The organism is Pseudomonas sp. ACM7 (assembly GCF_004136015.1).
In the GTDB taxonomy this organism is placed as follows: Bacteria; Pseudomonadota; Gammaproteobacteria; order Pseudomonadales; family Pseudomonadaceae; genus Aquipseudomonas; species Aquipseudomonas frigoris.
Genome location: NZ_CP024866.1, coordinates 4,397,523 through 4,423,375, shown reverse-complemented (window position 1 = coordinate 4,423,375; position 25,853 = coordinate 4,397,523). Strand labels below are relative to the sequence as shown.

The 25,853-nt window shown below is 56.7% G+C and carries 17 protein-coding genes and 1 pseudogene; 7 read left to right on the top strand and 11 right to left on the bottom strand.

Annotated features, from left to right (window positions below):
• The first annotated feature begins 22 nt into the window (after positions 1-22).
• A complete protein-coding gene (locus tag CUN63_RS20940) occupies positions 23-274 on the top strand; it encodes an acyl carrier protein (RefSeq protein WP_129442077.1) in 252 nt (83 codons plus the stop codon).
• A gap of 133 nt (positions 275-407) precedes the next feature.
• Here the strand turns inward: CUN63_RS20940 and CUN63_RS32285 are convergent, their stop codons facing one another.
• A complete protein-coding gene (locus tag CUN63_RS32285; protein WP_003184145.1) occupies positions 408-536 on the bottom strand; it encodes a PA1414 family protein in 129 nt (42 codons plus the stop codon).
• Positions 537-675: 139 nt separating this feature from the next.
• Complete coding sequence (locus CUN63_RS20935) at positions 676-1,569, bottom strand: LysR family transcriptional regulator (RefSeq protein ID WP_129442075.1); 894 nt, start codon at positions 1,567-1,569, stop codon at positions 676-678.
• A 103-nt stretch (positions 1,570-1,672) separates the two neighbouring features.
• Here CUN63_RS20935 and CUN63_RS20930 point away from each other — a divergent pair, with 103 nt between their 5' ends.
• The gene (locus CUN63_RS20930) at positions 1,673-2,854 is read left to right on the top strand and encodes an MFS transporter (protein WP_129442073.1); all 1,182 of its coding nucleotides are present in this window, start codon (positions 1,673-1,675) and stop codon (positions 2,852-2,854) included.
• On the opposite strand, the gene CUN63_RS20925 is transcribed toward CUN63_RS20930, so the two are convergent.
• Both CUN63_RS20925 and CUN63_RS20920 read right to left on the bottom strand, forming a co-directional pair.
• On the bottom strand, positions 2,799-3,731 hold the full coding sequence (locus CUN63_RS20925) for a DMT family transporter (protein ID WP_129442071.1): 933 nt from the start codon (positions 3,729-3,731) through the stop codon (positions 2,799-2,801). The two genes, CUN63_RS20930 and CUN63_RS20925, sit on opposite strands and share 56 nt — an antisense overlap.
• A 57-nt stretch (positions 3,732-3,788) precedes the next feature.
• Complete coding sequence (locus tag CUN63_RS20920) at positions 3,789-4,625, bottom strand: S1 RNA-binding domain-containing protein (RefSeq protein WP_033056115.1); 837 nt, start codon at positions 4,623-4,625, stop codon at positions 3,789-3,791.
• A 351-nt stretch (positions 4,626-4,976) separates the two neighbouring features.
• Here CUN63_RS20920 and CUN63_RS20915 point away from each other — a divergent pair, with 351 nt between their 5' ends.
• From CUN63_RS20915 to CUN63_RS20905, 3 genes are all read left to right on the top strand, one after another.
• Positions 4,977-5,165: a hypothetical protein gene (locus CUN63_RS20915; RefSeq protein ID WP_017337097.1), complete on the top strand. Its 189-nt coding sequence runs from the start codon at positions 4,977-4,979 to the stop codon at positions 5,163-5,165.
• Between the two features lie 218 nt (positions 5,166-5,383).
• The gene (locus CUN63_RS20910; protein WP_129442069.1) at positions 5,384-6,100 is read left to right on the top strand and encodes a TorF family putative porin; all 717 of its coding nucleotides are present in this window, start codon (positions 5,384-5,386) and stop codon (positions 6,098-6,100) included.
• An 81-nt stretch (positions 6,101-6,181) separates the two neighbouring features.
• On the top strand, positions 6,182-7,051 hold the full coding sequence (locus tag CUN63_RS20905) for a DUF6279 family lipoprotein (RefSeq protein WP_129442067.1): 870 nt from the start codon (positions 6,182-6,184) through the stop codon (positions 7,049-7,051).
• A 122-nt stretch (positions 7,052-7,173) separates the two neighbouring features.
• On the opposite strand, the gene CUN63_RS20900 is transcribed toward CUN63_RS20905, so the two are convergent.
• Complete coding sequence (locus tag CUN63_RS20900) at positions 7,174-7,566, bottom strand: transcriptional regulator (protein ID WP_129442065.1); 393 nt, start codon at positions 7,564-7,566, stop codon at positions 7,174-7,176.
• A 177-nt stretch (positions 7,567-7,743) separates the two neighbouring features.
• On the opposite strand from CUN63_RS20900, the gene CUN63_RS20895 reads away from it, so the two are divergent.
• Positions 7,744-8,475 carry a thioredoxin family protein gene (locus tag CUN63_RS20895; RefSeq protein ID WP_129442063.1) on the top strand — a complete coding sequence of 244 codons (732 nt, stop codon included), beginning with the start codon at positions 7,744-7,746 and terminating at the stop codon, positions 8,473-8,475.
• A gap of 301 nt (positions 8,476-8,776) precedes the next feature.
• Positions 8,777-9,049, top strand: a complete 273-nt coding sequence (locus CUN63_RS20890; RefSeq protein WP_129442062.1) for a hypothetical protein — start codon at positions 8,777-8,779, stop codon at positions 9,047-9,049.
• A 144-nt stretch (positions 9,050-9,193) separates the two neighbouring features.
• Here the strand turns inward: CUN63_RS20890 and CUN63_RS20885 are convergent, their stop codons facing one another.
• The 6 genes and pseudogenes from CUN63_RS20885 to CUN63_RS20860 all read right to left on the bottom strand — a co-directional run.
• On the bottom strand, positions 9,194-9,604 hold the full coding sequence (locus CUN63_RS20885) for a hypothetical protein (protein ID WP_129442060.1): 411 nt from the start codon (positions 9,602-9,604) through the stop codon (positions 9,194-9,196).
• 16 nt (positions 9,605-9,620) lie between these two features.
• A complete protein-coding gene (locus tag CUN63_RS20880; protein ID WP_165353263.1) occupies positions 9,621-22,469 on the bottom strand; it encodes a hemagglutinin repeat-containing protein in 12,849 nt (4,282 codons plus the stop codon).
• Positions 22,470-22,493: 24 nt separating this feature from the next.
• A complete protein-coding gene (locus tag CUN63_RS20875; protein WP_129442058.1) occupies positions 22,494-24,200 on the bottom strand; it encodes a ShlB/FhaC/HecB family hemolysin secretion/activation protein in 1,707 nt (568 codons plus the stop codon).
• Between the two features lie 294 nt (positions 24,201-24,494).
• Positions 24,495-24,821 (bottom strand): hypothetical protein, encoded by a 327-nt coding sequence (locus CUN63_RS20870; RefSeq protein WP_218570134.1) that lies wholly within the window; start codon positions 24,819-24,821, stop codon positions 24,495-24,497.
• Between the two features lie 79 nt (positions 24,822-24,900).
• A complete protein-coding gene (locus CUN63_RS20865; protein ID WP_129442056.1) occupies positions 24,901-25,311 on the bottom strand; it encodes a hypothetical protein in 411 nt (136 codons plus the stop codon).
• 416 nt (positions 25,312-25,727) lie between these two features.
• Positions 25,728-25,853: pseudogene (locus tag CUN63_RS20860) on the bottom strand (IS5/IS1182 family transposase); the annotation flags it as partial.

Genomic DNA, 25,853 nt, shown 5'->3' with positions numbered 1-25,853 from the left:
ATAACGCCCTCGAAGAACCACCGTGAAAAGAGCTGCCGTTCGTGTTGTCGTGCATCGTTTCATCAGCCGCCTGCTGGAGGGTCAGGATGACTTCGACGACAACGCGAGCCTGGCGCAATTGGGATTGGATAAAGAAGATATCGAAGAGCTGATCTTCCATCTGGAAGATGAGCTGGGTTTGACGGCATTTACGGCAGAGGAAGATCAGATACTCAAGACCGCCAGGACGGCGAATGACTTGAGCCGGTTTTTGATGGAGATCGGGCGGCATTGACCTGTAGAGCGCCAAGATCGTCCGAACGCGGCCCGAGCCTTCGGCAGCTCCTACAGGTATATGGACAATCGCAGCATTCGCACTGCTCCCTGTAGGAGCTGCCGAAGGCTGCGATCTTTTAGGCCTTGACGCGTTACCTGCGACGCGGCTGGCGTCGGCGTTGTTCGTCGTCAGTGCGAATAGGCACAGGTTGCAGAGGCGGTTCGATCAAACCGAGTGCAACACCCAGGTCGTGCAGCCAGTTTTGGATTTTCTCTTTCATGGTGCCCCCTTCAGGGTAGTGCCGAGTGGCCAAAATTCTGTAGCCACTTCGCACTGATAATAGTCCGAAGTCCTACGCAATGCTCGCCCAAAGTCGCAATGATCTGTTACTGAATTGATCAAAATACCTGACCGATAGTTCAAGCTATCGCCCGAGCCTGACTCGGCGCCGACGGATAGACCAATTGTTGCTGCTCAAGCCACGCGTTCAAGTTCGCCCCAACCATGCCTTTACGCCACATCAGCCACGTGGTGGCACTGGCAAACGGCTCGGCCAACGGATGCACCGCCACGCTTTCGCGGCCCGGCAGGCTGGCGAGCATCGACTCCGACATCAGCGCCACGCCTGAGCCGGCGATCACGCAGGCAAGCATCCCCGGATAAGACTCGATTTCCATCGCCCGGCCCATGGCCGCGTGGTAATGGGAGAACCAGGCTTCCAGGCGCATGCGGTAGGAGCAACCTTGCCGAAAGGTGAACACCGAGCGCCCTTCCACATCCAGTGCGCTGAGGATCGGCGGGTGATCGGCCTCGCTGATCAGCACCAGCCGTTCGTCACACAACGGCACGCCGTCCAGACCGGCCAGCTCCAGTGGACCGTCCACCAACGCCGCATCGAGACGCCCGGTGAGCAAACCTTCAAGCAATTCGCCGCTTGGCCCGGACTGCACTTGCAGGTTCACCGCCGGGTAAGTGCGGTGATAACGCGCCAGCAACCCCGGCAGATGAATCGCCGCCGTGCTGTACATCGTGCCGAGCACGAAGTCTCCGGCCGGTTGCCCGCCCTGCACCGCCGCTTGAGCTTCGTCGCGCAGATTGAACAGCTTGGCGGTGTAGTCCAGCAGGACTTTTCCTGCAGGCGACAACTGCAAACGCTGACGTTCACGCACGAACAGTTCTACGCCGAGTTGCTCTTCCAGCTGTTTAAGCCGGGTCGACAGGTTCGACGGCACCCGGTGCAGGCGTTCGGCAGCGCGGGTGATGGAACCCTCCTCCGCTACCGCCTGGAAAATCCGCAATTGGCTGAATTCCACGCCATTCTCCAAATCAGAACAAGTTACTCACTATTATTCATTTTAAAAGAAAGTCAATCAGTCCTAGCCTGACGGTCATTGATCCTCTGCTGGAATTCAGACCATGTCCCCTCTGATTCGCTTACTCGCCAGTTTCATCGCCCTGATGATGGCCATGGGCATCGGGCGTTTCGCCCTCACGCCTCAGTTGCCGCACCTGCTCAGTGAAGGCCAGATTGACCTGACCGCCGCCGGTCTGATTGCCGCGGCCAACTACCTCGGCTACTTCGTCGGTGCGGTGGACGCGATGTTCTCTCGCCGCCCCGAGCAAGTCCGCCGGCGCTTGCTGGGCGGTTTGTGGCTCTGTGTATTGCTGACGTTGGCCTCGTTCTGGGCCAACGGGTTTTGGTCCCATCTGGTGCTGCGGTTCGGCACCGGCGTGGCCAGCGCCTGGGTGCTGGTGATGATCACCGCGTTGAGTCAGCCGTTGGCCGCGGCGGCCGGTCGTCCACGGCTCGGCGCCCTGGTATTTGCCGGACCGGGCCTGGGGATTTTTCTGACGGGCTTGCTGGCCTTGGGATCGAACCTGCTGGGGCAGACTTCTGCAGCCTTGTGGCTGGTGTATGCCGGCGTCGGGCTGGCGATGCTACTAGGGATTCTGCCGTTCCTGCCGCAACCGGCCACGACCGTGGCCGCCGCACCCAGCGTCGCTGGCTCGGGAAATCATGGCATCGGCCGTTTAGGCGTCGTCTATGGGCTGTACGGTTTGGGCTACATCATTCCGGCCACTTTCCTCTCGCAAATGGCCAACGCGCAGTTCCATGGCCAATGGCAGGCCGATCTGTTCTGGCCTTGCTTCGGTCTTGCTTCGGCCATCGGGGTGGTGCTGGTGAGTCTGCGTCGACAACACCCGTATGGCACTCGTTATTGGCTGATGGCGACGTTGTGGCTGCAAGCCGCCGGGGTCTTCGCCTGCTTGTTGGGCAGCGGCCCAGGCCTGGCCTTGGGCGTCATCCTCTGCGGCACGCCGTTCCTGGCCTGCATGCAATTGGTGATGCAACGCTCCCGGGAGCTGGCGCCCCACGCCACCCAGCGCAACGCCGGGCTGCTGACCGCGTGCTTCGCCGTAGGTCAGCTCAGCGGGCCGTTGCTGGCGTCGTTGAGCAGCCATTTCAGTGGTGGTTTGCAGCCAGCGCTGGTGTTCGCCGGCGGTGGTTTGATTGTCGCTGGCGGTCTGTTATTGCGTCCGGTCAGCTCTGCCCAAGGGCTTTGCGCAAACGACGGCGCACCCACTGCTCAGCGCTGACAAACGTGATGCCCAACAACACCAGCACCGCGCCGACAACGAAGTTGAAGCTCAGCTCTTCGCCCAGCAGCACCACGCCGAACGTGACGCCGAATAGCGGCGTCATGAACGAAAACACGGCCAGGTTCGCCGCCAGATAACGGCGCAACAGCCAGAACCAGGTCAGGTAACTAAAGAACGACACCACCAATCCCTGGAACAACACACTGGCCACCGCCACGGTGGTCAGGCTGACGTGGGTGACCTGGCCGCTGAGGATCGCGATCAGCAACAGGCCGACGAAACCGACGATCAATTGATAGAACAGCGTCAGCGTCACCGGCGCTTCCGACAGGCGCGAAGCGCGCACCACCACCGTGGTTGCCCCCCATGACGCGCCAGCCAGTACGCCCAGCGCATCGCCCATCAACATGCGGTGATCGAGGTTGTCCCAGGACACTCCACCGGCAAAGGCGATGGCGATCCCGACGAAGGCGAGGAAAATCCCCAGCCACTGGACCGGCCTTAAACGCTCACTCGGCAACAGCCAATGAACGCCCAATGCGGTGAAGATTGGCGCGGTGTAAAGAAACACCGACATGTGCGCGGCGGTGGTCAGTTGCAAGCCTTCGGAAATGAAGAAGAACTCCAGGCCAAAAAGCGCGCCCGCCAGTAGTCCACCGCGCCAGGTGTTGCCCACTTGATCCCAGCCGCCCTTCCAGCAGATCAACACTCCTACGAGCAACGCGGAAATACCCGAGCGCCCAGCGGCCTGCATGACCGGCGCGATGTCTGGCGCCGCCCACTTGATCATCACTTGCTGAATACCCCAGATCAGGCACAACCCGATCATCACTTGCAGGGCAAACCCATCGGCGCTGCGCCGGGTGGCGCTCACCGGAACACCTCGACAACACAAAACATGGCAGTACTCGCAACAGGGGCCGGCGCGAGGTCAGCTCAGTTCAATGCGATCGGCATGAATGACGATCTGGCCGTTCTTGTACAACGCACCAATGGCCTTTTTGAAGTTACCTTTGCTCACGCCAAACATACTGCTGATCACCGTCGGGTCGCTCTTGTCGCTGACCGGCAGGCTGCCATTGTTGTCGCGCAACTTGGCGAGAATCTTCGAGTTCAGGCTGGTGGCGGCTTCTTCGCCGACCGGTTGCAGGCTCAGGCTGATCTTGCCGTCGGCACGGACTTCTTTGATAAAGCCCTTCTCTTCTTTACCGGCGCGCATGAACTTGAAGATTTCGTTCTTGTGGATCAGCCCCCAATGCTTGTTGTTGATGATCGCCTTGAAGCCCATATCGGTGGCTTCGGCAACCAGCAAATCAACTTCCTGGCCAGGGGTGTAGTTGGCCGGGGTCTTGTCGAGGTAGCGGTCCAGACGCGCCGTCGCGGTGATGCGGCGGGTGTGCTTGTCGAGGTAGACGTGCACCACGACATATTCGCCGGCGGTCATCTGACGCTTTTCTTCGGAGTACGGCAGCAACAGATCCTTCGGCAAACCCCAATCCAGGAAAACACCGATGCTGTTGACTTCAACGACTTTTAAACTGGCGAATTCACCGACCTGAACTTTCGGCTTTTCGGTAGTTGCGATGAGTTTGTCATCGCTGTCCAAATAAATAAAAACGTTGAGCCAATCTTCATCTTCGCTGGGAATATCTTTGGGAATATAACGATTGGGCAGGAGGATTTCGCCATCCGCGCCACCGTCCAGATATAAACCGAAATTAGTGTGTTTAACCACTTGCAAACTGTTGTAGCGCCCGACTAAAGCCATTTCCAATACCCTCATTGCGTGGGCGGCATTCTACCCGGTTTTGCCGGCCGCGTTCGCTGGCCAGCCCGGTGGCGCAAGAAAATCCTCTGAAGGGCTTAATTTTCCTGGGTTTTACCGCACCCGCTTGGCCGCTCGTCAGGCCGTTCTGGCGATTTGCGCATCTGTGCGCCCAGCAGAAAACTGTATTTTTTCACGATCGTTCTTAGTTAAAACAGCAGCTTAGAGGCCTATTAAGAATAATAACTTGTGATTAATTCTTCATCTGCCCCGTGTATTTCGGGGGGATATTTACCAAGCAATTGTCAAGTATTTCCTGTACGATGCCTGGCCAAGTTAATTTTCTATAGGTTAATGGCCGCCATGCGTGTAAAAGCATCCAACAGCAAAGCAAAGCCAGCTCCAGCCGTTGAAACCAGCGAATCGATCAACAACCAGATTGCTGCGTTCCTCAAGTCCGGCGGCGAGATCCAGCAAATTGCCAAAGGCGTCAGCGGCCAGACGTTCGGCCCGTCCAAGCAGATCACTCTGGGCAAGAAGTAACTTCCCCAAGATCCGCCGCGTCACCTGGTCCCTAAGCGCTTTGAGCTTCGAAGCGCTTGGACTGGAACCTCCTCGCAACACCCCGCCAAACACATCAATATTTCAAAAATAGACGAACGGCCCTCGATGCCGAGCATTCGCCGGTATGCTTGCACACGTCTAGATCAAGCGTTTCAGTAGGTTTTTAGTGCCTGCACCTCGCTGTCATGGAGTGACGCATGCTCAAACCCTCCTATCTATTGCTCGGCACCCTGCTGTCGTGCTCGATCGCCAATGCGCAAACCTTTCAGCGTGAACTGGGCGACTTCGATCTCAAACTCGGCACCACCCCCAGCCGCAGCATGGCCCAAGGGCTGGTCAAACCTTCCAGCACCGGCTCGTTCCACGGTGGTCTCGACCTGAGTCACGACAGCGGTTTTTACGTGGGCCAATGGGCACCGAGCATGGGTTTAACGCCAGGGGCCAACCTTGAAGTCGATTCCTACATGGGGTTCAAACAGCCTTTCGACAATACCCTCGGGTACGAAGTCGGCATGATCCGATACAGCTATCCGAAAGTGGACACCCTCGACAGCCAGGAGCTTTTCGGTGGCCTGACCTTTCTGGGCAGCCGATTCGGCGCAGCCTTCAGCAACGACCCAGACAAACAGAACAGCACCGTGTTCGCCGACCTCGGCGGCAATCAGCCGTTCGGCATCGGGATCAGCATGAAATACACCACCCACCAGCTCAACACGCCGGTGTCAGTCGACGGTGGGTATGTAGGCAGTTTCACCGACTGGTCAGTGCAACTTTCCCGCCCGTTCATGGGCGTCGATCTGGACCTGATCTACAGTGACTCTAGCCTGAGCGGCAACAGCTGCTCCGTCTATTCCGGGCACAACAGCCAATGCGACGGGCTACTCACCCTCAAGGCCGAACGCGCCTTTTATTGATCCGCTGAACTGCGAGGCTCATCCTGCGTTCACATAGAGAAGCCCATTAAAAAAAGCCAGGCCTTCGCAAAGGATTCGCCCATGTCGCGCTGGTTGAAGTGTCTCGCCATCGTTATCACCCTCAGTCTCGCCCTCGGTGCATGCAGCCGCGTGGGCCTGGCCTATCGCAACCTCGACGTGATCATTCCGTGGACGCTCAGCGACTACCTGGACATGCACGGCGAGCAGAAAGGCTGGTTCAACGAGCGCCTCAAGGAACACCTGAGCTGGCACTGCACCACGCAACTGCCGGGCTACCTCGATTGGCTGGATCGCCTGCAGGTCATGGTCGAGACCAATCAGGTCACCGACGCCGCGCTGCAAGCCCGCATCCAGGAAGCCAAACAGGCCATCACCCAGACCGCCCGGGAAATTACTCCGTCGGCCATTGAGCTGTTACAGGGGCTGGATGACCAGCAAGTCGCGGAGATGAACGACGCCTTCGCCAAGGACCAGCGCAAACGCCAGGAGCAATACCTCAAACCGTCACTCGACCAACAGATCAAAGCGCGCAGCCAGCGTATGGAAAAACGCCTGAACGATTGGCTCGGCCCGCTCAGCGCAACCCAGCAGCTACGCGTGGTTGCGTGGTCCAACGCCTTGGGTGACCAGAATACGCAATGGATCGCTAACCGCGCCCACTGGCAGAAGCAGTTCAGCGCGGCGGTTGCGCAGCGCCAGAGTCCAGAATTCCCACAGCGCATCGAGACGCTTCTGGTCAATCGAGAGAGCTTGTGGACGCCCGCTTATCGCCAGGCCTACGCCAGCACCGAAGCCCAGGCACGGGGCCTTTTTGTAGATTTGATGGCCGAAAGCACGCCGGAACAGCGCCAGCGGTTGCTGAAGAAAATCGACGGGGTGAGGAAGGATTTCAGTGATTTGAAGTGTCTGAAGGCAGCAAAACAGAGCTAAGTGCTACGCAAATCCAATGTGGGAGCGGGCTTGCTCGCGAATGCAGTGTGTCAGGCAACGATAAGTTAACTGTCACACCGCTTTCGCGAGCAAGCCTGCTCCCACATTGGATTTGCGCGTCTTCAGGCAATCTGTGCCCTCGACGCGATCTCATCAAACCTCACCTCATCCAGCGCATCGTCCTGCTCATCCAACACCTGCCGCGGATGGTCATTCCCCGGAATACTGCTGTCGATCAGGCTCAATAAACTCGAGCCCCGAGGCGTCAAAATGTAGTTCGAACCGTTGCCACCCTGCTCCTCAGGCCGAGGCTCAATATAGCCGCGCGCCAACAGTAACTTTTCATACTCACCGGCCACCGCTTTCAGGTGATCCAGGTTCTCAATCGTCTCGCCCTCCGCCGCTTTTTCCGCCGCGTACTGCTCGGCGTAGGGCCGTGGCGTGAAGCTATGGCCGGCGCTGTTCTGCGCCTCGTGCAGCAAGCGTTCAATCAAATCCCAGTTATAAGTCGTCATCCTGATTCAACCTCCAGTGCCCGCGAGTGAGATGGCCTTCATAGGGTGTGACCGGCGCGGTTCGTAGCCGTTCAGCCGAGGTTTTTGCCTGTACCGACCGGCGGTATGTCGAATTGGGCGTTGGCCAAACGACTAGGCTGTGTAAGTCACCTCCCAGCACCCCGCAGGAGAATCCCAATGAACATTCAGAATCATCCCGTCGTCTCCCGAGAAGAATGGCTCGCCGCTCGCAAGCAACACCTGGCCCACGAAAAAGCCTTCACCAAAGAACGAGACAAACTCAGCGCCGAACGCCGCGCCCTGCCCTGGGTGAAAATCGACGAGGACTACCGTTTCCAGGGCCCGAACGGCGAACTGAAACTGGCTGACCTGTTCGGCGGGCGTAGCCAATTGGTCATCTACCACTTCATGTTTGGCAAAGGCTGGGATGAGGGCTGTTCCGGCTGCTCGTTCCTGTCCGACCACATCGACGGCGCCAACCAGCATTTGGCCCATCATGACGTCGCCGTGGTGGCGGTTTCCCACGCACCGTTCGTCGAATTCCAGGCCTTCAAACGACGCATGGACTGGAAATTCGATTGGGTGTCGTCAGAAGGCTGCGACTTCAATTACGACTTCGGCGTCTCGGCCCGAGCAGAAGACGTCACCGCCGGCAAAGCCACCTACAACTACGAAAAATCCGACGGCGCCGAAGAAGAACTCCCCGGCCTCAGCGTGTTTTATCGCAATGAAGCGGGAGAGATTTTTCATACCTATTCCACTTATGCCCGCGGCCTGGACATGTTGGTCGGGGCTTACAACTACCTCGACCTCACGCCCAAGGGGCGTAATGAAGAGGAAATCATGGAATGGGTGAGGCTTCATGATCAGTATGATGACAAGGTCTCGGCCAGTTGCTGCCACAGCTAAAGTTCCTACACCAATCTCGGAAGTCAGGCGCCTTGCACCGTCGGAACGATGAAGCTTATAGTCCGCCCGTCGCCCAAATGGCGATTCAGGTTTGGCGACCTGATACAGAGAATGCGAAGGCTATCAGCTTAATTGCAGGCGCCGACGCACCCGCAAAGCCGCTATTTATGGCGGCTGTGCGCGGGAGATCTTCGGGTCTGCCGGTTTCTCTGTACCGGTTCGCCAACCTGCGTACAGCTGCCACCCTCTCGTTTGGCGACGACTGAGTGACGGCATTAGCCAATCAAACAGAGATCTTCAAATGAATCGATACATGCCCCTCACCGGAATCGACCTGATCCCGGCGTCCCTGCTCATCGACACCCAAGCCCCGCTAGACGTCCTGCAAGCCATGGCTGACTACCGAATCCGCACCGTCACCCAAGTTCTGGAAAACATCGCCTTTCGCGCCGAAATCGGTTGCGACACCGTAGTGCTTTCTGACTTTTCCAAACTGCTCGCCATTCCGTTGCGTGACGGTTGTGATCTGATGGATGTGATTGGTAGACGGTTGCGGGCGCAGGCTGCGGAGTGAATGAAAACGGGCGACCTGTGGGTCGCCCGTTTCCTATAGGACATACAGTCTAGTCCTGAAACAGGTGTAAACTTTATTCAGGACGGGACAGGCCAAACAAATAAATCTGAGAATCATCTGGCCGGCCTCCCCACCTCACGGAGGTTACGGCAATTTCACCATAACTACAGTTTCTAGCGATTCTGGCAGTCCCAAGAAAAGCTTCCACTGCTCCAGAACCTGACGCCATTCCTGCAGGGTAAATTTACCCTCGGGCTGTCCAACCCAGTCGTCGTTGATCAGGATGTCGACCTGGACACCTGACGCGTCCATGGTCAGCACAACATCATTGCCCCCCCCGACCTCTGATGTTTCGGAACCATCTTCGATCGACGTTATGCAGCCTAGTAGTCGATCACAATCCTCTTGTGTCTGAGCAATCGCGTTTAGCACAGTGCAAATATAGAGCTCATATCGCTCGGTATACTCTCCAGAAGAAACCAGCGCGGCCCTGTAAAGCACCTCCCCTGTAATAGGGTGATTCCCCCCGGGAATATAGTAATACTTCAGTTCCATGCGTCTGCCCCCTGCGTCAAGGTCTATAGATCGGATAAACAGTTGTCCTTGGAGAAACATATCCCTCGACCTCAACCCCTGACGGGGTCTTCGAGCGCCATACAGTACCCGTTACAACTTTATCAGGACTATTCCATGCTCCATCAATTTCATTTATTACTCGTGCCTTATCCCAAGCGGAAGGGAACATCGTATTCCTCGACTTATTGGAGGTTTTGGTCAACCATTGGCCAGGGTTCTTCGGATCCGGTACCTGTACAGTTGCCCGATAAACTCCGAATGCATCAGGCGCAGTCTGGGTACCCGGCACAATTCTCACATCACCATTCAATAATGTATGTCCACCAGTAGGTGCATCATTCTTAGTGTAATCCGCACCGATAATATGATCGTAATCAACAGGACTATTGAACATGTTACCTGGCGAAAGGGATGGATCCACAACCGGAGAAGTAGTGCTCCAACCACCGCCGTTTTCGATGGCGCTGCCTCCTGTAGTGGTTGGCGATGATGGCTGAATCGTAAATCCACCAGCACTCACCGGGTGTTGCACATCGGTGTCCACGATCGGATTGATCAGCGTCCCATACTTCGGATCAAGCAGGTGTATTGGAAACGCAGTACCAATAATTGCTTCCCATAGCTCAGTGGCCAACTTCAGACGTTCAATCGACGCCAGACCTGCGTCTTTCGTAGACTCAACGAGAGCATTCACTGCCTGTCGCAGGTTTTCCTGGTTCTGCGGTGAATTGGCCGCCGTCAACAAGGCGGCGCCTAGCGTAGCCAACGCACCACCTGCCAGAACCAAGGGAACAAAGTTCGATCGATCGGGATGAGGATTTTGCAAGCGTTTGAGAGCAGACAGCAGACCCATTGCCAGTTCAGGATTGGTCGCTGCAATTTCGACGATACGCGCAGCTAATGCTTGGGACTCAGGAGTAGAGCGTCCCTTCATGATCTCGTTGACAGTGAGATTGACTAACGCTGCTCGCGTGGTTTCGTCACGCAGCTTCTTCAAAAACGCACGTTTGGCTGCACGAAGTTCAAGCACTGCATCAGCCACCAAGAGTTCATAGCCTCTCGCGACAACGGCAGTGGCGAGCATTAAATCAACCAGCGTGTTCAACGCTTCGATGCTATTTTCACCGTACTTTTCGACATTATCTTTCCACTGGTTGTATGTCTTTTTGGGGTCCATTACTGCACCAACCGAAGTGCTGCTGACATACAGATCAGTACGATGCTCATCGTCTCGAGTCACTTCGTAGGCCTTGCCCACGTCGCGATTGAGCCCTGCCGTAGAGTCCTGCCCCGTCACTTTGTCGTGACGCACGACAATCTCGCCTGCGCCGACCGTGGCATTCAGCGTTTGCTCGCGATCTTTGTTGTAGTTGTAACCTTCGACCGCCCAACTGTTTTTGTCTGGAGCGTCCATGCCCTGATTCGGTTTATCTTGCTGGGCGCCACCACCGCCACCATAACTACCGCTGACATTGAGGTAGTAACCGTGCTCGTTATCCTTGCCTGTGATATTGCGGTACCCAAGGGTATCGGTATCCAGCTTGAGATTACCGTTGTCGGCGGACAGCAGCGCCCCATCCAGCTGAGTGTGATTTTCAGTGCGGATATCGACTTTATTTTTGCCGCTGATGACCGTCTGATTTTCGACCCAGTTGGTTTTGCCATTGGTTTCGCCGTAACCCAGCGAGCCGCTAACGGTCATGCCAATGCTGAAGGCCACCGTCAGGCTGGCATCGAACTCTTTGCCCTCGACCTTGCCGGTGTTGGGCACCGAGGTCACGGTGAGGTTGCGCCCCACATCGCCGATCACTTCGTCGCCGCGCAACGTGGCTCCGGCAATGGTGGTATCGCGGCCGCTTTCGAAATTCAGGCTATTGCCTGCGTACAAGTAAGCTTCTTGCTGTTGAACGCCCTGGCGTTTTAAATCGCCCAGACCAACGTTGGCTGATCCATAAAAGCCGAAGCCATCCTGACCTGCAATAACACCGCCTTCGGCCCCCCAACTGCGGCGACTGTTTTCACTGCTGGACGCATTTTGCGCCGACAGGATATTCAAGTCGTTGCCGGCCTTGAGTTTGATATCCCGTTCGGCGATTGCCTGGGTGCCGATCAGGGTCAGGTCGTTTTTTGCATCCAGGTTGACACTGCCACCCGCATTGAGTTGCACAGGTGTGGAATTGCCTTGAGTCGATTCATCCTTGCTACCCGCATTGCTGACACCCACACCGAGCTTGAAACCTCCCGTCGTGCCACCCTTTAGGCCACCTTTACTCTGGGTCTGATTTCCATCAGTGCCTTCATCGCCATGGGCGACATCGAAGGTAATGTTGCGGCCGGTGACATTGATATTGCGTCCCGAGTCAAACTGACTGCCATGTACGCTTACATCGTTACCAGCGTCCAGGCTGATGTCATTACCTGCCGATAGAGTGGAAGGACGATTGGTCACAGAGGTCTGCGTTCGGGTCTGGCTGGTACTTGAGGCACCCGCATGCCCATCGAAAGTGGGGCCGCTGAAGAATTGGCCGAGAGTATCGACCGATTTTAGTACGCTCGATCCTTTGCTAACCCCATCCTCACCTTTGCCGGTGCCTTTGAGGGTATCCACCGTATTGCCAAAGTTGTAGGCGACTGTGGTAGTGGTCCCGTTGCGCTTTATGCTGTCGGTGGTGGTGACTTGGCTGGCCTGTTCTGCGGCATCGATGTTGATGTCACGGTCAGCTTTCAACTTCAGGTCGATTCCGGATTGCAGATCGGAGCCCTGCTGGTTGATATCGCGGCCAGCGGTGACGGTCAGGTTTTGCATGGCAGAGATAGAGCTACCTGCAGCGGTGTAACCGCTGCTATCGACACCATGCTTGATCGTCTCGTTACCGACGAAAGTGGTGAAGCCGTTGTTATCCACGGTTTGTTTGATGCCGTAGCTTTTGTCGGTTTCCCAGCTGTTGCTGCGCTCCTGATCGATGCTGGCCACCACGTTTACATCCCGGCCCGCCTTGAGCGTCGCGTCGTGACCGGCGTTGATACCACTGCCAATGATATTGATGTCGCGTGTGCTATTTAAAATAGCGTCATTACCCGCATTGATCTGGCTGCCAACGCTGGTTGAACTGATCACTTCGCGCCCGCCCTTGTGCGATGCGTTCAGGGTAATGTCCGCACCCGCCCCCGGCGTACCCGCGAACAATCCCACCGCATCCTTAAGCGACAGACCGAGTTTTTTCTTGAACTCTTCTGCGCGACTGTAAGCTTCGTTATCGGCAGATGAGAGGTTGATATCACCGGTTTTGTCCACCAGTCCGGAGTGCAGTTCGGCATTGTTGTCAGCGTTGATGACACTGGCATTCATATTCACATCACGACCGGCAATGACGACCGCATCGTTACCAGCGCTGAGCTCACTGCCCACTTGGGTGACGCTGGTCTGGAGATGGCTGCTGCCACTGGACGACATCCCGAACAAACCGGTTTTTGTTTTCTTGGAGTAGGAACCGCTTTCCTCGATGCCTGAAAGTATCGCCACGTCCTTCGTGGCACCGACGATCAGGTCATCACCAGCCTTCAATTGACTACCGATAACGGTGACATTGCGGCCACCATTGAGGCTGACAGCTCCGCCATCGTCTTTAGTGGTGTTGACGGTCAGATCTTGCCCAGCCTCGATAACAGAGGCGACGTTAGAACTCTCGTAGCTCTCGCTCTGAGTAGTTTTACTGCGTCCGAAGGAACCGTTTTTCTTCTTGTAGTAGTAAGAAGAGCTTTCATCTTTGGCCGAAGCGACAATTATGTCCTGCTCGGCATCGAGGCTGATGTCTTCTTTAGCCTTGATCCTGCTGGCAATGATGCCAAGATCGTTGCCGGCATAAATGGCAATGTCTCGACCTGCATTCACAACCGACGACTGTTGGCTGACGCTGTGACTTTCCAGAGCAGTTTTCTTGCCCCGTGCAACGTAATCGCTTTCGTTCGCCGCCGAAGTCAACAGTACATCGTTACCCGCGGTGAGATTCAGATCGAGCTTTGCATCAAGCCGACTTGCGACAACGGTTACATCACGATCAGCACTGATCGACAGGTCCCGACCAGACGTCACTTCAGCGGCATTCTGGGTAATGGTCTGGTTGAGGAAATGGCTGCCACGCGCATTGGTGCTGCGATCCTGGACTGAGGTGATGTTGACGTCACGATCGGCAATGAGCTCAAGATCACGCCCGCTTTGCAAAACGCCACCAATGTTGTTGATGTCACGCCCCGCATCGATACTCAGATCGTTGGCTGCCTCGATCCGTGCCGCGTTATCGAGATAATCGCGATGCTGCAGACTTCCACCCCGACGGACATCAACACCGGTCACGTCACGCTGGTTGATCACATCACCATTGGTTGCCGTCAGACTGACGTCGCGACCGGAAATAATCCCGCCCGATTTATTGACGATGTTGTTGCCCGCCTTCAGCGTCAGGCGATCACCTGCCTCGATCAAGCCGGTGTTTGTGAGGTCGTTGCCGGCCTCGGCGGAAAGGTTGTTGGTGGCGCGCAGGGTGCCGGCGTTGTTCAGGTCTTGGCCAGCGATCAGCTTGACGTCGCCGCCCTGGATCAATGCGCCATTGGGTGCCAGACGATTGTTCGCCTGGGCCAGGTAAAGCACCGGTACCAAGACTTTTTCGCCATTCACCACATGCTCTTCGAGCCAGACAATGTCGTGGGTCAGCGCCGCAACTTGCTGTGCGGTGAGAGTTACGCCCATGGACAAGTTCAACTGGTCCTTGCTGGCGATGGCGTTGTTCATCAGGTATTTGAACATCGCTTCGTCAGAGGTCTGACCGTCGAGGAAGCGCTGGCCGGTGCGTGCGACGATCGATTGCTGGACCAGGCGTTGCTCAAACAAACCATCGCCCAGGCGTTTGGCGCTGGTGTCCGGGTTGTAGCCGAGGTTCGCCAACAGGTAGTCCGAACTCATGAACTGCTTGAGGTTGGTCAGTACCGGGTTGGTTTCGATCAGGTATTTGTGCGGATTGGAGCGCACGCTGGTGTCGGGTAGCCCCTGCACACGTGGCACGTTGAAGGATGGGCTCCCGGGCAACAACACACCGACCGGACCGTCGCCGGTGGCGGCGTTGACGTTGACCTGAGCGGTCTTGTCGTTGAGATTCACCGATGGGCGACTGGCCAAAGCCAGCTCGCGATTTTTGACCGAGACCGGGTCGTTCTTGTCGAACTGGAATTCGGTGGCTTGCCTGACAGGCATGCCGTCCGAACGCTGCGTGTTACCGGCTGAAACGGAACCAATCGTCCAGCTCTGTCCAGGTACGATCGTTTGCTCGGTGCCGTCTTTACGGCTGAGACGGAACAGGCCGTTATCGCCAGTCGGCAGGGTGAAACCAGGAAGTGCCAGCGGGTTGACCTGTTGCTGGGCCAAGTCCGGTGGTAGCTGAGCATTGATTCGAATAACCGGAATCGTAGCTCCCCGGTTTACACCTGTATCCGGAGAATTCTTCGCTACGCCTGTAAACGCTGTATAGGCCTGAAGACTGCCATTTTTAAGGGTTGTTTTGGCGTTAACTTCCAACGCCTGCCCAGCCTGAACAATTGACGGTGCCCCGCCCTTGCTGGTGAAGACTGTTTCGCCACCCTTGAAGTCGTAGCCGAATATTCTTGCAGGCACGGCAACCTCGGCGCCGATCCCAAAGTCTGGATTCAAGGTCGTGGTGGTCTGACTGCTTCGCGGTATAACGCCTGGACCGCAATCCTCGCCGCCACAAAAATAATCTGAGTATTTGTGAATATATTTGGAGTTTCTGCGAGCGTAGGCCGTGATTGGACCCGTGTCTTCATCAACCAGTCCCATCAAATCACGTACCCGGGCGTTATAGATGAGAGTCTTCGTATAACTTCCCGAATCCAGTGCCGTGTTATCAAACGACCCCACGTCGAGTTTGATATTTTTCCCTGCAGAAATCACCGAGGCAAAGTTAGTGAACTCACCTACCGTCGCATTTATATTGCCTGCGACAGAGATGACGGAGCTTTCCCCAGTAGTGGTCGACTCGGACTCATAGTGCTCTTCAATATAGTAGTTAACCCACTTACATTCCCCACCCTGGCACGCGTAGGTTATATCTCCCGAGATCAGTTTCTCTTTTCCCAGCACACCCTCAGTCTTATTAAGAAAGACATTAGCCGCCAATGTTAAATCGCCGTCGATCGTAATCGTCGATGCCAGATTTCTTACATTATTGGCTTGACCACCACTGACTCCAGCAATGTTGAGGTTGGCCAGGCTAAACAGGGAACCGTTCTGATTGGTGAAATCATTCACCAACAAACTCATATCTTTCCCGCTAAAAATCAACCCGCGCTCATTGAGCAAGGCCGGCGTTTTTATCGTCAGGTTCTGCCCACTGCCCAGAGTGCCAAAATTACTTACACCGCCCGCCTGGACTTGCATATTTGCGCTTGAGGTCAAGCGACCGTGGTTGTTCAACTGCCCGCCAACATCGATCCGGGCATCGCCACCGCTGGCGATTGTCGACGCCGCGCTCAAATCTAATTGGCCTGCGGTCAGGCCAAGATTACCCAGGCTGCTTACCCGACCATCGCCCCTATACGTCCCGATCAACTGCAAATCCAGGCTGCCATCACTGGCAATCAACCCATCGCTGGTCCAGTTCACGCCTCGACCTTCGAGGTGGTTCGACGCCAGTAATTGACCGCTTGCGGTTTGCACAAAGTTGTTGACGTTAACCGTCAACCGCCCCGCCTGAATCACACTGCTGTTAGTCCAGCTATCGGCATTCAACGTCAGCCCGCCACGCGTCACCAGCGAACCGCCAGCATTCATGACGTTGGCTGTCGAAATGTCGAACTCACCCACGCCCACATGGGTCACGGTACCGCCCGCGTTCAAGAAGTTCGGCGTCGCGAGGGTCAGGTCAGTGTTGGCTGTTTCCACCAAACCATTGCGGTTATCGAACAGGCTGCCGATCTGGAAGTTGGTTTTCCCGCTGATACCCAGCGCGCGCAGTTTGCCCGTCTGGTTATCGAGGCTGGCGGCACGCACTGCGAGGGTGCCGGCGCTTTCAATCAGGCCGCCGCGGTTGGTGAGATTGCTATCGAGAACGACGTCGATACCATCGCCGCTGATCTTGCCGGCGTTGTTGTTCAGCGCACCGCCAATAACCTTGACCTGGCCTTTGGCGTAAATCCCACCGTTGCTGTTATCGATAGCAGCGTTGCCAGCGTTAAGCAGAATGTTGCCGGTATTGGCGGCGATGCGTCCGCCGTCGCTGTAGATTCCGCCCAAGGCCTGAAGGTCGAGGCGATTGCCTTCGATCTTGCCGCCCTGGCCGTTGCGCAACACACCCGTCAGGCGGGTCTGCAGCAAACCTTTGAGGCTCGACAGCACACCGGCGCGGCTGTCGAGGCTGGCGGCGGTGATGTTCAGCTCACCGTTCTGGGCGATGACCTTGCCGCCCTGGTTGTCGATAGCACCGCCCTTCACGTCCAGGGTCATTGCCCCCAGACTTTGCAGCGCACCGCCTGCATTGTTGAGAGAGGCCGCTTTGAAATTAACACCGGCATCACGGCTGTAGATCAGACCATCGGCACTGTTGCGAACACTGCCGGTGGCGGTGAGGTCGAGTTGTCCATTGGCGGAAACGGTGCCGTGCTGGCTATTGTTCAAATCGCCGGTCAACAGAGTTAACAGGCTTTGACTAAGCAACTGGCCGCCTTGGTTGTCGATGCTGCCGGAACGTTTGATCACCAGCGGGCCGGTGCTGCCGAGCGCACCGTTGGTGTTGGTCAGCGCACCGAGTAAGTCGAGGGTGACGCTGTCGTTGCCGACCAGGCTGCCGTTGCTGTTATCCAGGCTTGTACCCGTGAACGTCAGTGCTTTTTTGCCAGTGATTTTCCCGCCGTTGTTGTTCAGGCTCGGCGCATTGATGTCCAGGGTGTCGCCACTTTCGATCACGCCGCCCGCGGAGTTACTGATCGGGCCTTGGGTCATCGTCAGTGTTTGCTTGCCATTACTGCTGACAACGCCATTGCTGTTGTCGAGGCTGGCAGCGGTGATGGTCACGTTGCCGTTGCCACCCATACCGCCCTTGCCGGTATTGATCAACGCGCCGCTGAGGTTGATGTCCAGATTACCGAACTGACTGGAGACTGCGCCTGCCTGACTGTTATCGAGACTGCCGCCCGTCACGGCCAGTTTGTTCCAGCCGGAAACCAGACCGCCCTGGTTGTTCAGGCTGGCAGCGTTGAGCGTCAACTGATCGTTGCTGATCAGATTGCCGCCACGGTTATCCAGTTGGTTGCCGCTCAGGCTGAAGCTGTGGACGCTGGAGATTTCGCCTTTCTGATTATTCAGGTCGCGCAAGTGAGCGATGCTCAACACGCCTTTGGTGTTAATCAGGCCGTCCTGGTTATTCAGGTCGGCCGGTACGGTGCCCAGATCGATACTGATGCCGGTGCCACCGAACAGGTTACCGCCCAGGTTGTTCAAGCCGTTGCTGTTGAGAGTGAGTTGCCCGGTCGCTTTGATCAGGCCTCTGGTCAGGTCCTGGTTCTGGTTGGTCAGCAGACCGTCGACGGTGATTTGCAGGTCGCCATCGCTGAGCATTTTGCCGGCGCTGGTATCAAGGCTCGCGGCACGAACCTGCAAGGTAGCGGCGGCGATTTTGCCTTTGACCGAGGTCAGCGCCTGCTCAATACGCAGCGTGAGTTTTTGGTTGCTGAGCACCTGGCCATCGCTGTTATCCAGCTGTTTGGCGACCAGTTCGAAGGCCTCTTCGCTAGAGATTTCACCATTGCGGTTGTTCACAGCTGCGAGGTTTTTCAGCAACAATTGACCGGGCGCGTTAATGAAGCCGTCCTGGTTGTTCAAGGCCCCGCCGCTCAGGTCAAGACTCAAGGCACCCTTGCTGAAGAGCTTGCCGCCTTGCTGATCCAGGCCACTGACGCTGGCAACCAGCGAGGTGGCCGAGCCGATGCTGCCGCCGGTGTTGGTGACCTGGCCGGCGCTCAGTTCCAGACGGTCGCCCGCGTAAATACTGGCCTGACTGTTATTGAGCGCGCCGGTGGTGATGCTCATTCCACCTTTGCTGCTGATCGCACCTTTTTGCTGGTTATCCAGGCTGGTACTGGTGAGGGTCAGTTTGGTGTCGGTCAGCAGTTTGCCGCCCTGGTTGCTGACCGCGCCTTTGCTATCGATTGTGAGCGCCTTGGCGCTGGAAATCGTGCCGCCGTTGTTGCTCAGGCTCTGGGCATTGATCGCCAATTTACCCTCGCTGATGAGGCTGCCCTGATTGTTGTCCAGATCCGAAGTGAGGTTCACCGTGAGGTTATTCAGCGTGGTCAGCCGACCGCTGTTTTCCAGGGTTTGCCCGGTCAGCGTCAACCCGGTATCTCCGGACAGCAGCCCTTTGTTGCGGTTGATAACCTTGTCCACGGTCAGTGCCAGGTTACCACCGGCCAGGATGTAACCGGCGTCGCTGTTGTCGAGTTGTTGGCCGATCAGTGTCACATCAGCCTTGCTCGACAACTCGCCGCTTCGGTTATCGAGGTTGTCGACGGTCAGTTTCAGCGCTTTTGTCGCCCCCACCAAACCCTCCTGACGGTTATCGAGACTGGTGGCTTTCACTGTCAGGCCGTCATCGGCGATGACCACACCGGCCTGGTTATCGAAGGCATCGGTGACCGTCAGATCAACCTCGCCACGACCACGGATTTCACCGTTGTTGTTATTCAGGCTCGCACTGCGACTGGCGAGGCCGGCAGACTTGATCAGGCCATGGATGTTGCTCAGTGCACGGTCGATGACGAGTGTGAGTTTTTCATTGCTCAGCAGTTTGCCGCCGTCGTTTTTCAGGCTTTGCGCGATAACGCTGTAGGCCTTGGCACCGGAGATTTCGCCGTTGCTGTTGTTCACCTCGTTGAGGTTTTTCAACAGCAACAGACCTGATGTGTGGAGGTTGCCACGCTGGTTGTTCAGCAGGCCGTTGTTCAGGTCGAGGGTCAGGTCGCTGTTGCTGAACAGCTCACCGCCATCTTGATCCAGGCTCGTGACCGAGACGTTCAACTGCTGCTGACTGCCAATTTGCCCGGCCGAGTTATCCAGGTGTTTGGCGGTCAGGTCGAGAGTGCCGTCAGTCGCCAGACTGCCGCCCTTGCTGTTGTTGAATTCGCCGGTGGTGACGGTCGATGCCGCCTTGGCGCTGATGATGCCTTTATCGCTGTTATCGAGACTGGCGCTGGTCAGCACCAGACCTTTTTGCGAAGCGATCAAACCACCCTGGTTTTGCAGGGCTGCCGCTACGTCGAGTGTCATGGCTTCGAGGCTCGAGAGCTTGCCCAGACGGTTGTCCAGACTGCCGCCGTTGAGCACCAGTATGCCTTCGCTGCTGATCAACCCTTGCTGGTTGTTCTTGATGTCGTCGAAGGTCAAGGCGAGGTTGTTCTGGCTGACGATCTTGCCGCCCGAGTTGTCGAGCCCGAGGCCGTTGAGCGTGCTCGCACTTTTGCTGAAAATCAGCCCTGCAGACTGGTTGATGATCTGATCGACCTTCAGTGCCAGCGTCGTGTCAGAGAGCACTTTGCCGTTGTCGCTGTTGTTCAGGCTCGCACCGTTGATGTGCAGGTCGGTCTGGCTGGACAGTGAACCGCCACGGTTGTCGATCTGACCGACGTTAACCGTCAGCGATTTGAGCGACGCGACCAGGCCGTCATTACGGTTGTCCAGCGTCTTGCCGGTCAACTTCAGATTGCCCTCGGCAACCAGTTCGCCAGCCTGCTGGCTCAAGGTATCGATATTGGCTTCGATATCACCCTTGCCGGAAATTCGGCCGCCATCGTTGGCGACTTCTTTGGCCTTGAGGGTCAGCGGACCGGTGGCGGTCAGCAGGCCACCGTTGCGGTTGTCCAGTTTATTGCCGTCCAGGCTCAGTGCAGACTTGCTTTCGAGCCGGCCTTTGTCACGGTTGTCCAAGTCAGTGATCAGCAGCTTCACCGCCTGATCGGCACGAATCACGCCGTTGCGGTTGTCTGCATTGTTGCTACTGACTGTCAGTGTGCTGATGCCGGAAATCTTGCCTTCGCGGTTGTCCAGTTGTGTGGCCTGCACATCCATCGCGCCGTTGGCCTGGATCAGCCCTTTGCTCTGGTTGTTCAGGAGACCGCTGACTCGGGTGGTCAGTTGGCCTTCGCTGCTCAGCTTTCCTTGTTGGCTGTTGTCGAGGCTTTGTGCGCGGACTGTCAGAGCTTGTTTCGCCCCCAGGGTGCCGCTGACGTTGTTAATTCCACCACTGGCGGTGATGTCCAGCAGGCGACCGGCTGTCACAAGGCCGGCGACGTTATCCAGTGAGGTTACGTTCAGGACAACATCAGCCAGGCTGCTCAGCTCGCCGCTGCTGTTGCTCAATCGGCCGACATTACCAGTGAAATTGCCGGTGCTGTTGATCACGCCTTTCGAGTTCAGCACCTGATTGGCATTGAGGTTCAACGTGCTGTTGCTCAGTACTCGCCCGTTGTTTTGATTGTCCAGGGTTGCGGCGGTGATGTGGGTGCTTTGCCCGCTCAGCGTGCCGCCCTGGTTGCTCAAGGTCTGAGCAGTGTTGATGGTGAGAGTGCGGCTGGCGACCAGGCTTTTGCCGGTGTTGTCGAGATTCTGCGCGCTGAGGCTCACATCGCCGTTGGCGTTGCGGCTGCCGTCGGCGTTGACCCCGGCCTCGATGACGCCACTGTTGGTCAACTGACCACCGGCGCTCAGCACGATGCTGTCGCGGGCGGCGAGGGTTTGCTGGTTGGTCAGGTTGCCTTGGGTTTGTACGTTTAGCGCCGTGCCCGCATAGACCGGACCGCGCGCATCGAGACTGGCGGCTTTGACATTGACCGCGCCGTTAGCCGCCGAGGTGTCGACCAGGCTCAAGTGGCCGTTGGCATCGAGCTGAATATCGCCACCGCTGGCGATCAGTTTGCCGTCGAGTTTCACCCCGACACCCGACTCAGTACCGACCAGTTTGATCGCCCCGGCGTACATCCCGCCCAGCGCCGACGAGTCGATAGCTAATTGCGGTTTGACACTGCCGTCATCGGCGCGCGCGGTGGCATTGAGGCTCTGCGCATTGACGTCGTTGCGACCGGCCACAATCGTCAGGTTCTTCGCCTGAATCTCGGCGTTGATCTTCGCGCTGCGGGTGATGATTTCGAAGCTGTCGACGTTGTTGGCATTCAACCCGGCACCGTCGATGGAGACGCTGCCCTGATCCACCTGAAAACGATCCAGACGCCCGTTGTCCAGCACCGGCTTGCCGGTGGTCAGCGTCACGCGTGGGGTGTTGATGAAACCGCAACCGTTGCAGCTGATGCCGTAAGGGTTGGCGACGATCACGCGGGCCGACTGCCCCGCCACTTCGGTGTAACCGCGCAACTGGCTGGGGCTGCCGCCGATCACTTCGTTGAGGATGGTCTGCGCTGCGACCCGGTTGGTGAGGTTGGGGTTGCCGACGATGATGCCGCCCAGTTGTGTCGCACCGGTCTGCGCGGCGACGTTGTTGAGGATCACACCCTGGCTGCCGACGTTGTAATCGTGGAACTGGTTATGCGAGAGGCCGGTGCCATTTGGCGTGGCGATATTGACGATCGGCACACCGTTGCCCGCCTGACCGAGACTGGTGCCCGGCGTCGCCACAACGATCCCCTCGGCCTGCGCCCACACCGGCTGCCAGAACATGACGTTGGCCAACAGGAACGCCAAGCCGCGCTTGGGCATGCCCCAGAAGTGCTCGCGGGTTTTCACGGCAGAAGAAGGCTGACGGCTCAGGAAGGCGAATTGACGGGCGTCCATGTCGAAGGTCTCGATGAAGCGAAATTAGAGAAAGAAATCCATGCGGAAATAGATCGGCGCTTCGCGCTCGGTCAGGGTGTCCGGGCGTTCCAGGGAATGAGCAAAGGTCACGCTGGCGGCGAGGTGCTGACCGCGAGCAAACAGCTCCAACGAGTTGCTGGACATGCGCCCGTGCTGATCGCCGTTGTAGCGATTGCCACGAATCACGCCCTGGTCGTAGCCGAGGCTGGTGCCGTATTCGGCGAACACCGGGCGCATCCATTCCAGGGTCACCGGACGGCTCCAGCGCAGGTCGTTGCGCCAGTAACCGCCGCTGTCGCCGGACAAGGATTGATCCTTGTAACCGCGGATCGACGACTGCCCGCCGAGACTGGTGCGCTGCGGACTGAACAACACGTCTTCACTGCGCTGGCCAGTCATCAGGCTGCTGAAACTGAACGACTCGCCCCACACCTTGAACGGTTGCAGGTAGCTCGCAGTCGCGGTGTATTTGCGATAGCGCGCGTCAGGCTCGCCGGGGCCAGGATGGCCATTGCCCTGCGCATCGAACGCACCGATGCCTTGCTGCATGCCGAGGTCAATGTTGACGAACGCGCTGCCGACTCGCCGACCGTGGTTGATGCCGAACTGCGCTTCGCTGATGCGGTTGCTGCTCAGCTTGAGCTTGCTGTCTTCGATGAAGTTGTTGGTGCGCAGGTAAGAGAGACCGGTGCTGAGGGATGTCTTGCTCACGGCATCGCGGTGGATCACCCGCTCGGCGCGCAGCTGATGGTTTTCGCTATCGCCGGTCTGCTTGAAATTGAAACCATTGGCTTGAGCCTGCGAGCGGTATTCACTCTGGCTGTAGGTGTAGTTGAAGTTCCACCAGCCCCACGGCAGGTTGTAATTGAGCATCGCGTTGTTGGAGGTGTGCTGGTGATCGGTCATCGCATCGTGACCGCCGCGCAACATCAACTGATCCGCCAAACCCAGCGGGCTGTCCCAATCAAACGTCGTGCCCCACTGCTGCTCGCCGGTGCTGCGCTGGCCGTCGTTGCTGCGGGACAACCCGGCACGCCAGGGCTTTTGCGGGGTGTTCTTGACCAGCACTTCACTGCCGCCGACGTTCTTGCCCGGCGCCAACTCCATCTGCGCCTGATTCGATGGCAAACGGTTGAGCTGATCGACCAGTTGCTCGATTTCCCGCAGGTTGACCAACTCGCCAGTCTTGCCGGGAAAAGCCATGCCCAACTCGCGGTCCGACAGCTTGCTGCCCTGCGCGCCTTTCAAACCTTCGAGCTTGCCTTCGACCACCAGCACCTTTAGATGCCCGCCGGACAAATCCTGCTGCGGCAAGTAGGCACGGCTGGTGACCAGGCCTTTTTCGATGTAGTGGTCGGTGATGACTTTCAGCAGTTCGTTGAGCTGCGTGACGCCTAGGCATTGGCCGATGTACGGCTTGAGCAGACGACTTTTTTCGTTCTCGGAGAGACTGTCGGCGCCTTTGAGTTCGATGTCTTTGATGGGGAAACAACGCGCGTCGGCGGGGGCAGCCGGCTGCGTGGGTTTGACTTCCTTGCCGGGTAATTCCTTGAGTTCTTCGAGACGCCGACGCTGCTCTTCGAGCAAGCGATCCTGACGTTCGCGGATCAGATCGGTTTCACCGGGGGTGGGGGCGGAGTGAGCAAGATTCAGCGGAGAAAGGCACAGCAAAGCCAGGCACAACCTCGCCACGAGGGCGGGTGGGTACATGTTCGATCCCTCGAAATGGAGATTGATAGCAAAATAGTGGCGCGATATTAGAGGGCCACTATTCTGACGTCAATGAATGGATCCATTCGAAAATAGGTAATTGACAACTGGTGCTGGCTAAACCAGGCGCTTGCGACGTGAGGGACAGCCCGAAAATTGGGGACAGAGCACGTTTAATCGAAGAAGCACTGCCTCTGTCTCAGGAGAAATGTGGTCTGCCCCGTTTTTCCCCCATCCACAAGCGCAGGCGTTGGAGTTGATTTGTGGGGATCCCTCCGGGTCTGTCCCCGCTTTTCAAACAATCTCGTCATATTCGTAATTGATCTTCAGCTTGTTACGCAGAACACCGAAATTTATTTCACATTTCGTCCAAACAGCCTCTCCACTTAAAAGTGATCCACTTCTTAACTTAACCAAAAGCTCTGTCAAATCGCCTACCGCACGAGCGGGCGGCCTGAACCAATCAGTCTTATCGCTACTATCGACATAGTCGAACTCGTACTTACAAGCGTCACCTTCGGGATACAACTCGGCCCTTACGACAATTACATTGGCGCTTTCGGGGCCTGCGTCAACCAACAGTTGCCCCATCTCTTGCAACAAATCCTGTTCCTGCACCATCAAACACCTCCCGGGACAGTCTCTATAAATAAATCCGCCCCCTTTACCTAGTCCCCTTTACCTCTTTACCTGTATTTTTCTACGGCAGTTTTACTGTTACTACTGTTTCCAACGATTCAGGCAATCCCAGGAAGTGCCTCCACTGCTCCAAGACCACACGCCACTCCTGCAGGGTAAATTTACCTTCGGGCTGTCCGACCCAGTCGTCGTTGATCAGGATGTCGACCTGTACACCTGAAGCGTCCATGGTCAGCTCAACATCATTTCCCCCGCCTATGACGGACGTTTCCGAGCCATTTTCGATTGATGTAATGCAATGAAGCAGTTCACCGCATCCCTGTTGGGTTTGAGCAATAGCGTTCAAAACACCGCAGACGTAACGATCATATCGCCGCGTATCCTTACCCGAAGACACCTCGGCTCTACGGTGAAAAACCTGACCTACAACAGGATAGATTCCCCCAGCGGTACAATAAAACTTGAATTCCATATGAATTCCTTATGCTTCAGGGTCTGTATTTAGGATAAATGGTTGTCCTTGGAGAAACATATCCCTCGACTGCAAACCCGGACGGGGTTTCTGACTCCCACTTATCGCCCGTTACTACTTTTTCCGGACTATTCCATGCGCCGTCAATTTAATCTATCAGCCGTGCCTTGTCCCAAGTGGCCGGGAACATGGTATTCATCGATTTATGCATCGGGCGTTTTGTATTTCAAAGACAGGTGCGGACGCGGCTCAAAGTCTCGAAAACCCTTAGGGAAGGTCTGAAGTACCCACCGATTTTTCATGCCCTCTCTGCTTGAGGTTCAAAAAATCATGAGTCGGTCGAAAAACAGGCCTTTCCTGTCCTTAATTCATGGTTCTTTCCTCTAGTCGCGCTGCTTCAGGGCGATCAGCCTGCATTACAGACGCACCTCGCCCATACCCATCAACCGTTTTCGCACCATCCACAGATTCGACAAAGCGAACAAGGTTGTCTGTTGAGCGATGTTTTTCGACAAGCCACGAAAGCGCACTTTCGTATAGCC

Bases quoted from the DNA above. Each gene is read 5' to 3' on its own strand.
- CUN63_RS32285 (WP_003184145.1), bottom strand. From the start codon at position 536: ATGAAAGAGAAAATCCAAAACTGGCTGCACGACCTGGGTGTTGCACTC.
- CUN63_RS20930 (WP_129442073.1), top strand. From the start codon at position 1,673: ATGTCCCCTCTGATTCGCTTACTCGCCAGTTTCATCGCCCTGATGATG.
- CUN63_RS20920 (WP_033056115.1), bottom strand. From the start codon at position 4,625: ATGGCTTTAGTCGGGCGCTACAACAGTTTGCAAGTGGTTAAACACACT.
- CUN63_RS20915 (WP_017337097.1), top strand. From the start codon at position 4,977: ATGGCCGCCATGCGTGTAAAAGCATCCAACAGCAAAGCAAAGCCAGCT.
- CUN63_RS20910 (WP_129442069.1), top strand. From the start codon at position 5,384: ATGCTCAAACCCTCCTATCTATTGCTCGGCACCCTGCTGTCGTGCTCG.
- CUN63_RS20905 (WP_129442067.1), top strand. From the start codon at position 6,182: ATGTCGCGCTGGTTGAAGTGTCTCGCCATCGTTATCACCCTCAGTCTC.
- CUN63_RS20900 (WP_129442065.1), bottom strand. From the start codon at position 7,566: ATGACGACTTATAACTGGGATTTGATTGAACGCTTGCTGCACGAGGCG.
- CUN63_RS20895 (WP_129442063.1), top strand. From the start codon at position 7,744: ATGAACATTCAGAATCATCCCGTCGTCTCCCGAGAAGAATGGCTCGCC.
- CUN63_RS20890 (WP_129442062.1), top strand. From the start codon at position 8,777: ATGAATCGATACATGCCCCTCACCGGAATCGACCTGATCCCGGCGTCC.
- CUN63_RS20885 (WP_129442060.1), bottom strand. From the start codon at position 9,604: ATGGAACTGAAGTATTACTATATTCCCGGGGGGAATCACCCTATTACA.
- CUN63_RS20880 (WP_165353263.1), bottom strand. From the start codon at position 22,469: ATGGACGCCCGTCAATTCGCCTTCCTGAGCCGTCAGCCTTCTTCTGCC.
- CUN63_RS20875 (WP_129442058.1), bottom strand. From the start codon at position 24,200: ATGTACCCACCCGCCCTCGTGGCGAGGTTGTGCCTGGCTTTGCTGTGC.
- CUN63_RS20870 (WP_218570134.1), bottom strand. From the start codon at position 24,821: ATGGTGCAGGAACAGGATTTGTTGCAAGAGATGGGGCAACTGTTGGTT.
- CUN63_RS20865 (WP_129442056.1), bottom strand. From the start codon at position 25,311: ATGGAATTCAAGTTTTATTGTACCGCTGGGGGAATCTATCCTGTTGTA.